The sequence below is a fragment of the Rickettsia endosymbiont of Ixodes scapularis genome, assembly GCF_000160735.1.
Lineage (GTDB): Bacteria > Pseudomonadota > Alphaproteobacteria > Rickettsiales > Rickettsiaceae > Rickettsia > Rickettsia tamurae.
Map to the genome: position 1 here is coordinate 1796091 of NZ_CM000770.1, position 11571 is coordinate 1807661.

The window sequence follows — 11571 nt, forward strand, 5'->3', positions numbered from 1 at the left end:
AAGAAACTAAAGAAGTTCATATTGCTAGTGCCGGCACAAAATTCAATATATATGATTTATTAGATGACGGGCTTATCACTCTTCACTATTTACCTACTAAACTAACTCCGCTTCAGGAATTTGTTAATGAAGTAATTAACAAATTAGGCGGCTTAAGTAAAGCCATAGAATATAGTTTTAATACTAGCGGTCATTCACTTGGAGCAATAATTGCAGATTTAACCTCAGTAGAAATACATTCTCGCAACTTACATTTTAATAAATCTACAACTTTTGACAGCCCTGGCTCAAAACCGATAATTGAAAGAGCCATCAAAAAAAATTTCTTTACCGGAAAAGTAACAACTCCAATAGAAGAGCTAGCTACCCATTCCAAGATATATAATGCAAAACATAATCTTATTAATATTACTAATAAGCATTTGGGGAAAACAACAATGGTACTTCCTGGTAAAAAAACAGAACTATCACAATCAGAAGAATGGGCATCATATTTATATAATTTTGCCAAACAAAAAGTTATAAAATTCCTAAGAATTAATGGAATAGTTGAAGGCTTTGAGGAAATAATAGCCGGAATCAGTAAACATGGACTTGTTAATTTCTCTGATTTTAAACAGAATATTACTTTAACCGTAGATGATTGGGAAGCAGGAATACAAAAATATGCTAAAAATACTCTAAATTTAAAAAATAATTTATATAATAGAATAGTTAAAACTGAAACTGGAGCTAATTTAGTTGAGATGTATAATGATTTTCAAAGCTGCAGTCAAGAATACGCTCAAGAAGTCAAAACAACAGGAGATATAAGTATAGTATGTTAACGCGAGTTTCGTATTAATAGAGGAACTGAATAGCTGATAATAACTGGGTTACGAGGATATTAGTAATATTATTTTTGTTATAAAATGTACTTAAAACTGCATAAATTTTTAGTAAATTGTCTTTTTTGACTATAACTATTAAATTGTAAAACTTGTCACACCTCTTACAAACCTTGAAAGGATAAGCATTATAGCATATTCATTAACCATAATTTAGGCATCTTAATACGAAACTCGCGTTATGTTAAATAAAAAAATAACAATTTATATAAAAGGCGGAAACCACCTTTCGCCTTTCATATTGATTATTTCTTATTTAGAGCAACTAAATAGATTTCCGTAGATTCGCTGCGGCTGGACGAAGGTTTAAAATGTTTCACCGTTCTAAATTCACGCTTCACTTTATTTAATAATTCGTTTTTTGCACCGCCACGAAAAATTTTAGCAATAAAATGACCGGAGGGCTTTAGTACTTTTAAAGCAAATTCAAAAGCTTGCTCACATAAAAGTAAGGTTCTTATATGGTCTGTAGCTTTATGACCTATGGTATTTGATGCCATATCACTCATTACTATATCAGCTCTACCGTCTAAAGCCTGAATAATTAATTCTTCCGTATCTTCTTCAAAAAAGTCCTTTTGAAAAAATTCAACTCCGGCAATAGGTTCAATTTCTAATAAATCTATAGAGATTATTTTATTATTTAGGCTATTATCCGAAGCTTTAATAAGCTTGGAAGCTACTTGACTCCATCCCCCAGGAGCTGCCCCTAAATCAACAATTTTCATGTTAGGAGTAAAAAGTTTAAATTTTTCATGAATTTCAAGTAGTTTATATGCAGCTCTCGACCTAAAGCCTTCAATGCGTGCTTTTGCAACATACGGATCGTTTAATTGGCGTTTTAACCAGTTATTAGAGGAAACGGTACGTTTTTTAGAACTCTTGACTCTAACGAATTTATTTCTATAACCGCTTAAATTATTTGTCATAAGATCTTATAATGAATAATAAGTAGACGAAGTTTAATTTGGAAAAGAGCAAGGAATCCACAAGACGAGGAACGGAGTGTATACTTAATACGTGAGTACCGGAGTACTTGTAGGATGACGTAGCCAATTTTTCAAATTAAACGAGTATACTCTTTTGCTATTTTATCTAATACAGAATTCACAAAACCGATCTCATGTTCATTTAACATGTCATTTGCTATATCCGTATATTCGTTGATTACTACTTTAGCAGGCGTAGTAGGGCAAAATAATAGCTCACATATACCGGCACGCAATAAAGCTCGGAGTAAGATCAGCATATGTGCAGGATCTTTATTATTTGTTAAATGATTGTCTATAATTTCGTCTAGTTTATTAATATTTTCAAATACTGACTTTACCAGCATTTTAAAATGACTTATACTTAATGATATTTTTAAATTCTCCGGTAAATCTGTTATAGAATTATTATTTTGATAAAAAGAAAGTATATTTTGCATGATATCATCCATATCGTCGTTATTTTGCAATATGTTTTGATAAATAGCTTGCACTGCTGCAATACGTGCAATCGACTTTTTATTAATTTTATTTGAACTCATAGAGAAAAGAAATTTAAAATTTAATTTTCGTCATTGCAAGTGAGTATTACGTTCAGTGTCATACCGTGGCTTGACCACGGTATCCAGAAAAAAAATAAAAAAAGACTGAATCCCGCGATCAAGTCGCGGGATGACATTAAGAAACTCAAACCCTGCAACAATATCACTCACAATGACGAAATGATATCTGTAACCTTGCAATTTATACCTTAAAATAATTTATTAGTAAACTTATAAAATTTTTATGCTCTCTTTAATCGGATTTATTATAACAATTAGTATCTTGGTATTTATCCATGAGTTTGGGCATTATTGCATTGCTAGATATTTTAATGTAAAAGTTGAGGAATTCTCGATAGGCTTCGGTAAAGAACTAATAGGTATTACCGACAAAAAAGGAGTTAGGTGGAAGATTTGTCTTATACCGCTTGGCGGCTATGTCAAGATTTACGGCTATGATCGCAGCCTTATGGATAAGACTGAAGAAATTAACGAAAAAGTAGCTTTTTATGCTAAATCTTGTTTAGAACGTTTTTTAATAGTTGCAGCAGGTCCGTTAATTAATTATTTACTTGCCGTAATAATATTTGCAGGTTTTTATTGTTACTTTGGAAAAACAGAGATTCCTCCTATAATAGGTGACGTAGTAGCTTCATCACCGGCAGAGAGAGCAGACTTAAGAGAAGGAGATAAAATTGTTAAGGTTAATGATAAATCTGTTAAAGATTTCGGGGATGTACAGAAAGAAATATTAATTAACGGCTTTAGTCCTTCTACTTTAACTATAGAAAGAAAAAATGAGGAATTTATCGTTAATATAATGCCTCAAGAAATAATTATATCACCTCCCGAAGAAAAGAAAGTTAAGAAAACTCTTCGCATCGGTATTATAGCTAAAAATGAACCTATTCATACTAAAATAGGAATTTTAGGAGGATTTTGGGAAGCTATTAATACTACTATAGATATGTCTGCTTTAACTCTAAAAGCAATATCGCAAATGATTGTAGGGAAACGTTCATTCGATGAGATAGGAGGACCGGTAGCTATTGCTAAAGAGTCAGGAAAATCTATAGCGGGGGGAGGTCAAATGTATCTATTATTTATAGCAATGCTTTCCGTTAATTTAGGGTTACTTAACTTACTACCTATACCGGTGCTTGACGGCGGACATTTAGTAATTATATTATATGAAGCAATTACAGATAAATTACCGAATCCTAAGACTAAAAATATTTTGTTACAATTAGGAGCAATAATCATAATTTTTCTTATTATAATTTCTGTTTCCAACGATATACAAAATTTGTTTTCCTAAATTATAGATTTGCTTGCTCTCGTTTATATTATCTACTATAGTGGAGTACATTAATGTCCCCCTTCGGGGATAAGAAATCCCTCGCCTTCAGGCGAAGGGAAGATATAATGAAATTGCTTTAGCAATGAATTTATATCAAGAAACATGAGAAGTTATAGAAAGAATAGTCATAGTCAGTATGATTTAAAAGTACATCTTATATGGATACCAAAATATAGGAAGAGAGTATTGATAGGCAAAGTAGCGGAAAGGGCTAGAGATTTACTAAGGCAGATTTGTATGGAACATGAAGTATATATAATTTCAGGGAAAATATCATGTGATCACGTGCATATGTTTATCTCATATAAATCACAAATATCTCTTAGCAAGTTAGTACAGTATTTAAAAGGTAGTAGCTCAAGAATTTTATTGCAAGAATTTGCTCATTTAAGAAAACAATTTTGGGGCAATCATTTGTGGGCTAGGGGCTATATGGCGGTCAGTTCAGGTAATATAACTGATGAAATGATACAGCACTATATTGATGAACAGGAAGGTGAACCTGTGAATGATGATCGATTTCTAATCGATTCCACTTTATAACCCCTCAGCTTATAGCTGAGGGTTCTTTAGTTACGTTTAAATGCATTAGTATAGGAGAGCTTTATCGTCATTGCGAGCAGCCGTAGACCTTGTTGCATGGATCGTTTTCTGTCATTCCAGCGTAGGCGGGAATCCAGTAAAACATATAAAAAACAAGTTTTTTATATGTTTATTTTATCAAATATGTAACTTCTATATCAACATTTGAAGTTATTTTTCTGGATCCCCGCATACGCGGGGATGACATCGAGTAGGTTTTTCGATCCATGCAACAACACCGCAGCTATAGACTGTGTAGCAATCTAGAAAAAATAATAAAAAAATTCTGTAAACCAGAATTTTTACTGGGATTGCTTCTTCGTCAATTGCTATGCAATTTCCTCGCAATGACGATGAATTTGTAACTAATACATTAAACCATAGAATATTTAAATCTTAAAGAAGGTTTTAAGTGAAAATCAGATCAATTAGTAAGTTAACAATTTTATTATTAACGATTTTTTATTATCATATTTCATTAGCTGACTCTGTAATTCGTAAAATAACTATCGAAGGTAACCATAGGGTTGAGCATTCTACTATTGATAGCTATTTAAAGCTTAAGGTAGGAGAAACCTATAATAATTCTAAAGAAGATGAGGCAATAAAACGTTTATATGCCACCTCACTTTTTAGAAATATAAACATGCATATAACAAATGAGGGTAATTTAATAGTAAACGTTACTGAAACGCCTTTTATAAGTAGCGTAGTATTTAGCGGTAATTCTAAAATCAAAACTAATATGCTCGCTAAAGAAATTTATACAATGTCGGGCGAATCTCTTAGCCAAGCTAAAATTGAATTAGATGTAAAGAAAATATTAGAAATTTATAAACGTAGCGGACGTTTTGCTACCACGGTAACACCTAAAATCGAAAATTTAGAAAACAACAGAGTTAAGGTTATTTTTGATATAGCAGAAGGACCAAAAACCGGTATTAAATATATTTATTTTAGTGGTAATGAAAATTATAGTGATTCAGAACTTAAATCCATTGTTTTAACTAAAGAATCTCGTTGGTTTCGTTTTTTAGAAAGTAACGATACTTACGATCCTGATAGAGTGGAGTATGATAAAGAATTACTGAGAGAGTTTTATCAATCTGTAGGTTTTGCAGATTTTAGAGTAATTTCGGCATCGGCAGAACTCAATAATACTAAAGAATATTTCACCCTTACCTATTCCATTGAAGAGGGAGAAAAATATAGCTTCGGTAATATTACAATAGACAATAAATTAACTAACATAGATATAACACCGCTTAATAAAATTGTTAATATTAAGCAAGGCAAGGTTTTCAATATGAAAAAGGTTGATGATATAGCTGAAAAAATCGGAGAATATTTTACAGCGAACGGTTACCCTGCAGTAAATGTTTATCCGGATATAATGAAAAATGCTAATCATACTGCAGATATTAAATTTATTATTGAGAAAGCCGACAAAGTTTATACTAATAAAATTAATATTATTAATAACTTTAAAACCGAAGACCATGTTATAAGAAGAGAATTTAAAACAGAAGAAGGTGATATAATTAATCGTTCATATATTGAAAAAGGTGAACGTAATCTTAGAAATTTAGATTATTTTGAGAAAGTAGCAATTAGCTTAGCTCCGACTAAAGCTAAAGATAAATATGATGTTAACGTTGAAGTTGATGAAAAATCTACTTCCTCTATAGGTTTTGATTTAGGATATAATACTGCCGGCGGTTTATTCGGACGTTTCTCTTTCTTAGAGCGTAATTTAGTCGGTACCGGGAAACTGCTTAATGCCGGTGTACAAGTAAGTAAAAACACTACAAGCTATTACGGTGGTATTACCGAACCGCACTTTTTAGATCGTGATTTATTACTTGGAGTAAACGCATTTAGAAACTATACCGGACGCGGTGCTAGTGTATTAAATACAACTGATCAAAGCTATAAGTTACACTCTATAGGAGTCAAAACTTCTCTTGGTTATGAAATTAAAGAGGATTTAGGTCACGAAATAGATTATTTAATCAAACGTGATATTTTAAGTGCTCCAACTCCATCAAGCTCAATATTCTTAAAGGAGCAAATGGGAAGATTCATTACTTCTGCTATAGGACATACTATTACTTATGACCAAACCGATAACAAAATTGTTCCAAAGAACGGTTATTTAGTAAGCGGCACACAAGAATTTGCCGGCGTTGGAGGTGATAACAAATATATAAAGCATGAAGTTGACGGTAAATATTATAAATCTTTCATACATAACAAACTTACTTTAAAATTATCTGCTTCCGGAGGCGATATTGCAGGACTTGGAGGAAAAATTATTAGAATTTCCGATCGCTTTAATTTAGGTGATTATAGTTTAAGAGGCTTTGCAAGCGGTGGTGTAGGAGCTCGTGAAAAGGTCACTAACGAAGGACTTGGCGGTGAGCGATATTACACATTCTCAACAGAGCTTAATTTCCCAACACCTGTACCTGAGGAATTTAATTTAACCGGTGCAGTCTTTATGGATTTAGGAAGCGTTTGGGGAGTAGGTCTAAATAAGAAACAATATCAAACTCCAAACGGTTTTTATAATGATAAATCGCTTAGAGCTTCCGTTGGTTTCGGCTTTATTTGGGTAACACGTTTTGCACCGATCAGAATGGATTGGGGTTTCCCGGTTAAGAAGAAGAAATATGATGATACGCAGCATTTCCATTTAAGATTTTCGACGCATTTATAAAGATGTTTCATTGTCACCCCGTGGCTTGACCACGGGATCCAATTAAGGATGCTAGTCTTTTAGCATTTTAAAATTTTTTATTGGATTGCCACGCTCCTTGTCAGTCGCTCGCAATGACGAAACATGTCTCGTAGGAATCCATATCTCAGCATAATATAATCATATTTCAGCCAATGTAGCTCAGCTGGTAGAGCGGCGCATTCGTAATGCGTAGGTCTGGGGTTCAAATCCCCACATTGGCACCATTCTCTAAATAAAACTATAGCCCTATTTTGTGATAGGCGTGGTAGAACCTGATATACTAATAATGTTTAGAAAAACGCATTCTATGTCATTCCTATAAGACATTGTTGCGTGGATAGAAAAACACATTCTGTGTCATACCGTAGCTTGACCACGGTATCCAGAAAAATAACTTAAAATACTAATAATTTATCATCACCATCAATCCAAGTGGTCAAAATCCAGCATCTAAAGACCCTAAAGCGGCTTTAAAAAATGCTTATAAAATAAGTAATGATACTGAAAGACTTATTGCTGTTGATATAAAAAATGACCAGTTTGTAATATTTGATAATACAAGTGGTAATGTATATAATGGTCATACAAGGACATATAAAGAAATAGAGAGAGACGCTGTTTTAAAAAATAACCTAATAAAAACAAATGGTAAAATTATAAAATAGGTACATTGAAAGTATATGTTAGTTAATGAAGAAGAGTTTAAAAAACAATCCGATGTAATTAATCTTCCTGAATGGGAAAAGTCTTTTTATTATATTATAATATGTAGCTCATTATGAAAATTATGATGATGCGATGAATTGTATTATCAAAAATTTAAATAATCCTGAAGAATTAATACAAGCTGCGGCACTTCAAGCTTTAGGAATCTTAGCTTATAGGTTTAGCAATATTAAAAAAAATTAATATTACCTATTTTGTTTAACAACTTAAATAGTAAAAGTGAGAGAATATTATATGAAACTAAAGATACCTTAGAGCAAATTACTTACCATGTAATAAGATTAAGAAGAAAGATTTATTTGGAATATTTTAAAAATGGAATTGATTTTTTTACTGGAAAAACTTTAAAAAGATATACAGATAAAACACTAATGTTCTCCTTAAATAATGAAGAAGAAAAAGTAGAGTTTATTTTAAGTTTCTGTCAAAATTCTTTAAATTACAAAGAAGCATTAGAGGTCTGCCTGTATTTTCTTGAAAAAAAAAGAAAATGAACAAATATATAAAACTGCTTTTCAAGGACTCAGTTATATAGTAATCAGATTTAAAAAAATAGATTTTGATATTATATTACCGTTTATTAAAAAATTTATAAATCTAGATAAAAGTTGTGTTCATATTTATACAGACTCTTTTTTAGTTAATATAGCAATTATGATACCTGAACTAAGAGAAAAAGTAATACCTTTTTTGAAAAAAACAAAATCCACCTTACTTAAAAGAGATACAAGCCTTAAATCATTGAACATGGCTTTATTGCATGGTATCGGTTAAAGGTTTGATATTACTAAAGAATATGGTCATAAGACTGGTCATCACCCAGATGCTCACATTGATTTAGAGGAATAAATGGGAAGAATTTTTTAAATCTAAAAAATAAAAAAATATTATGAAACATAGAATGATGTGGCTTTTATCTCCTGCACTTAGATGGGAGATATTTGCTACTTTTAAAGAGTTAGCCAATAAAGAATTACAGTTAACAAAATGGGTAGATTCTAAATATAAGCATTCTTTTTGGAATGAATTATGCTTTTGTATTGATACGCTTTTTAATGATGCAAATGCTTTAGACAAAACATCACAAATTAAAATTGGTCTTACTATGTATAATCAAGAAGAAGTAGAAAAAGTAAATAAATTCAGTCATTTCTTTTATGATTTAACAGAAGAAATAGAAGGCGAAAAGCCAGATTATAGAATATTACGGTCACCCACAGTAGCAAAAGATTATCGATGACGCAACAGAACTAGTAGAGATAATGAAGCAAAATAATAAAGCTAATGATTTCAGTGAATGTTTAGCTCAATTCAATCAATTTAATATAGATGGATATGAGGATTATGACGATTTTGCTATAGCAGAAAATACTAAAAATGGTTATAAACTAAGATAAGTAATTCAAGTTAGTGAAAATATATCCCTGTTCTAAATTCTTATAACTGTATACTCTTAAGCAGTTACAGCCGTTTAGAGCAGGAATTGTTATTAAAAGCGATGCAGTTAAACATGCTTTAATATCACCAAAACCTCGAAGCATACTAGGGTACTTAACGAACTATCTAGCGGAGTATTTTGTGCAGCATGTAGTCATTAAACCCTATTGGTGCAGCACTTTACAGTGTGCAGCGAGCAGTTACAACTATTGATGCGATCTCGAAGATAGACCCAATCATTAGTGATATTAAAGAGCAGGCATTAATATTATCACCAAGCTAGCTGAGCGAGCTAATGTTAGGCTGAACGGCAAAACAATAACCAGCCAACATGCAGCAACTCGTGATTCTTTAAGCCATAATATCGGCAAGATTGCGGCAACTACTTTGATGAACTTTATTAACTGTAAGGTCACCTTTAGTATTTTAAACTGGATCCCAATACAAATGAGCTAGGATGACAGGGTGGAATTGATCCATGCAACAATACCAATGCTACACGGGAATGACAATAAGGTCTTTTTAAGAATTGTTTCAATTTGCCATCTTTGAGCATATATCTCAGCAGGATTTTTGATCTCATCACTATGTATTAAGACTGCAAGTTCACTCTTCTTATTTCTGATCCCTACTACATTAAATATTTTACCTTTTGTACCAATTCTACGTTGTGACAAACTCACATGCGATCCTATGGCTAGAGGGCGAAATAACTCTTGTATTTTAACCATTTTTCCCCTTGCATTACTGATATATTGTCCATTTTCTCTAACTCGAAAAACGTATCTTATTTGATTTGTTCTAAGCCAAGAGAGCCATTCCTTACCTATAAATTCTCTATCAGCGGTTAATGCTTCAATGCGGTTTTTGTCAAAAACTTCTAAAAAACACTCCATCAGATCAATACGCTCAATATAATCAGAGTTACCACACTTTTTATCACTTAGAAAATTCCAAAAAGGGGGATCGCTATACCATGAAAACTGACAGCTAAATATAAAATATTTATATGTCGTTTACCAAATTTCCCTTACTACATGACAATTTTTAGAGATGTAAGGACTAAAGGATTGAATTTTGCTGATAATTCATGATGATAACGGGGAAAGAACTTGGTTTACATATGAAAGATCATTCCGCCCCTCTAGTCGAATTATTACAAAAACATATTTTGCTTAATTTATCAAGAGCAAAATGTTTAGGATTATTTATCATTTCAATGCTTAACAGCAGGACAGTAAACATGTCATTGTTATGCAATAGAATGCCGTCTGGGATTAAAGCAGCTTCATGGTATAGAAGGATGCAAAGATTTATCTCTGAAATCTCAATATCATGGAGAGTATTACCTGTTATGTTAGTCATGATGACTGGGTTTGAGCAGGAGCAAAAATGGGTATTGTGTTTAGATAGAACGAATTGGAAATTTGGTAAACGACATATAAATATTTTATATTTAGCTGTCAGTTTTCATGGTATAGCGATCCCCCTTTTTGGAATTTTCTAAGTGATAAAAAGTGTGGTAACTCTGATTATATTGAGCGTATTGATCTGATGGAGTGTTTTTTAGAAGTTTTTGACAAAAACCGCATTGAAGCATTAACCGCTGATAGAGAATTTATAGGTAAGGAATGGCTCTCTTGGCTTAGAACAAATCAAATAAGATACGTTTTTCGAGTTAGAGAAAATAGACAATATATCAGTAATGCAAGGGGAAAAATGGTTAAAATACAAGAGTTATTTCGCCCTCTAGCCATAGGATCGCATGTGAGTTTGTCACAACGTAGAATTGGTACAAAAGGTGAAATATTTAATGTAGTAGGGATCAGAAATAAGAAGAGTGAACTTGCAGTCTTAATACATAGTGATGAGATCAAAAATCCTGCTGAGATATATGCTCAAAGATGGCAAATTGAAACAATGTTCAAAGCTTTTAAATCAGCAGGATTCAACTGTGAAGCAACTCATATTACTAATGATTGTGGTGTAAACTACCTTTTTTAGGCAATCCCATTATACTTTGTAAAGAATTATAAGTTTTTGCTAAAAAATAATATATACTTAGCTTTATATAAAAAGTGAAAGCCAATTTTCACCTTTTATATTCAACTTCTTAAGCCGAATAGCAGATTATGTAATAATTCGCTATTCGTGTTAATTAACTATTATCTTTTTTCTTGGAGGAATATAGATTGTTTCATCTTCAGCATGCGAAATCTTTACAAAAGACCGATAAAGCGCTCTTTATTAGGGCCTAGCTTTTACTATTGCCCCACCCTCTCTTCTTTTATTTGACTGTTTCGTTCAA

Annotated in this window: 13 protein-coding genes, 1 tRNA gene and 1 pseudogene; 11 read left to right on the forward strand and 4 right to left on the reverse strand. The window is 32.0% G+C overall.

What is annotated here, in order from left to right:
* Positions 1 to 827: hypothetical protein (locus REIS_RS09075; RefSeq protein WP_008581267.1), on the forward strand; the 827-nt coding region annotated here is incomplete at its 5' end.
* A gap of 305 nt (positions 828 to 1132) precedes the next feature.
* Here REIS_RS09075 and REIS_RS09080 read toward each other — a convergent pair.
* Together REIS_RS09080 and nusB are read right to left on the reverse strand one after the other, a co-directional pair.
* Positions 1133 to 1816: an RlmE family RNA methyltransferase gene (locus tag REIS_RS09080; protein WP_008581269.1), complete on the reverse strand. Its 684-nt coding sequence runs from the start codon at positions 1814 to 1816 to the stop codon at positions 1133 to 1135.
* Between the two features lie 131 nt (positions 1817 to 1947).
* Positions 1948 to 2418, reverse strand: a complete 471-nt coding sequence (gene nusB, locus REIS_RS09085) for a transcription antitermination factor NusB (RefSeq protein ID WP_008581270.1) — start codon at positions 2416 to 2418, stop codon at positions 1948 to 1950.
* A gap of 244 nt (positions 2419 to 2662) precedes the next feature.
* Between nusB and rseP the strand changes: the two genes are divergently transcribed.
* From rseP to REIS_RS16580, 8 genes are all read left to right on the forward strand, one after another.
* A complete protein-coding gene (gene rseP / locus REIS_RS09090; RefSeq protein WP_008581276.1) occupies positions 2663 to 3736 on the forward strand; it encodes an RIP metalloprotease RseP in 1074 nt (357 codons plus the stop codon).
* A gap of 144 nt (positions 3737 to 3880) precedes the next feature.
* Positions 3881 to 4321, forward strand: coding sequence for an IS200/IS605 family transposase (tnpA, locus tag REIS_RS09095; RefSeq protein WP_008579210.1), 441 nt, complete (start codon positions 3881 to 3883; stop codon positions 4319 to 4321).
* A gap of 451 nt (positions 4322 to 4772) precedes the next feature.
* Entirely contained in the window at positions 4773 to 7079 is a 2307-nt protein-coding gene (bamA, locus tag REIS_RS09100) for an outer membrane protein assembly factor BamA (protein WP_008581279.1), read from the forward strand.
* Positions 7080 to 7248: 169 nt separating this feature from the next.
* Positions 7249 to 7324: transfer RNA gene (locus tag REIS_RS09105), tRNA-Thr, on the forward strand.
* A gap of 696 nt (positions 7325 to 8020) precedes the next feature.
* Positions 8021 to 8320: a hypothetical protein gene (locus REIS_RS09115; protein WP_008581282.1), complete on the forward strand. Its 300-nt coding sequence runs from the start codon at positions 8021 to 8023 to the stop codon at positions 8318 to 8320.
* Positions 8301 to 8600 carry a hypothetical protein gene (locus REIS_RS09120; protein WP_008581283.1) on the forward strand — a complete coding sequence of 100 codons (300 nt, stop codon included), beginning with the start codon at positions 8301 to 8303 and terminating at the stop codon, positions 8598 to 8600. Before REIS_RS09115 ends, REIS_RS09120 begins: the two co-directional genes overlap by 20 nt.
* A 127-nt stretch (positions 8601 to 8727) precedes the next feature.
* The gene (locus tag REIS_RS09125) at positions 8728 to 9066 is read left to right on the forward strand and encodes an SCO4402 family protein (RefSeq protein WP_152540759.1); all 339 of its coding nucleotides are present in this window, start codon (positions 8728 to 8730) and stop codon (positions 9064 to 9066) included.
* Positions 9067 to 9088: 22 nt separating this feature from the next.
* Positions 9089 to 9223 carry a hypothetical protein gene (locus REIS_RS16580; protein WP_008581285.1) on the forward strand — a complete coding sequence of 45 codons (135 nt, stop codon included), beginning with the start codon at positions 9089 to 9091 and terminating at the stop codon, positions 9221 to 9223.
* Positions 9224 to 9715: 492 nt separating this feature from the next.
* Here REIS_RS16580 and REIS_RS09130 read toward each other — a convergent pair whose 3' ends face one another.
* Positions 9716 to 10159 carry a transposase gene (locus REIS_RS09130; RefSeq protein ID WP_008581287.1) on the reverse strand — a complete coding sequence of 148 codons (444 nt, stop codon included), beginning with the start codon at positions 10157 to 10159 and terminating at the stop codon, positions 9716 to 9718.
* A gap of 194 nt (positions 10160 to 10353) precedes the next feature.
* Here REIS_RS09130 and REIS_RS09135 point away from each other — a divergent pair, with 194 nt between their 5' ends.
* Both REIS_RS09135 and REIS_RS09140 read left to right on the forward strand, forming a co-directional pair.
* Positions 10354 to 10770 (forward strand): hypothetical protein, encoded by a 417-nt coding sequence (locus REIS_RS09135; RefSeq protein ID WP_008579220.1) that lies wholly within the window; start codon positions 10354 to 10356, stop codon positions 10768 to 10770.
* A gap of 47 nt (positions 10771 to 10817) precedes the next feature.
* Entirely contained in the window at positions 10818 to 11267 is a 450-nt protein-coding gene (locus tag REIS_RS09140; RefSeq protein ID WP_008581288.1) for a transposase, read from the forward strand.
* Positions 11268 to 11417: 150 nt separating this feature from the next.
* On the opposite strand, the pseudogene REIS_RS14585 reads toward REIS_RS09140, so the two are convergent.
* A pseudogene (locus tag REIS_RS14585) lies at positions 11418 to 11524 on the reverse strand (DUF2674 domain-containing protein); the annotation flags it as partial.
* Positions 11525 to 11571: the final 47 nt, after the last annotated feature.